Source organism: Pseudomonas sp. Mn2068 (assembly GCF_049319725.1).
Classification (GTDB): Bacteria; Pseudomonadota; Gammaproteobacteria; order Pseudomonadales; family Pseudomonadaceae; genus Aquipseudomonas; species Aquipseudomonas gingeri.
The window spans coordinates 1-317 of the sequence record NZ_JBMOUG010000037.1; the positions used below are offsets into that span (position 1 = coordinate 1).

The 317-nt window shown below is 62.8% G+C and carries 1 pseudogene; it reads right to left on the minus strand.

From position 1 onward, the window contains the following. Nucleotides 1-317 (minus strand): annotated as a pseudogene (locus tag ACL9RJ_RS33245) (transketolase); the annotation flags it as partial.

A 317-nucleotide genomic window follows, 5' to 3' on the forward strand; every position in this document is an offset into this window, starting at 1 on the left:
TGGCCGTCGACGTTGCGGATCACCTGCCAGTTGTAGGACTCGAAACGCTTCGGCGTATCGTCGGTGAACCAGCCTTCGACTTCGCCGTCGATGGAGATGCCGTTGTCATCGTAGAAGGCGATCAGCTTGCCCAGGCCCAGGGTGCCGGCCAGGGAGGCGACTTCATGGGAAATGCCTTCCATCATGCAGCCATCACCGAGGAACACGTAGGTGTGGTGGTCGACGATGTTGTGGCCGGGACGGTTGAACTGCGCGCCCAGCACCTTTTCCGCCAACGCGAAGCCAACGGCGTTGGCCAGGCCCTGGCCGAGCGGACC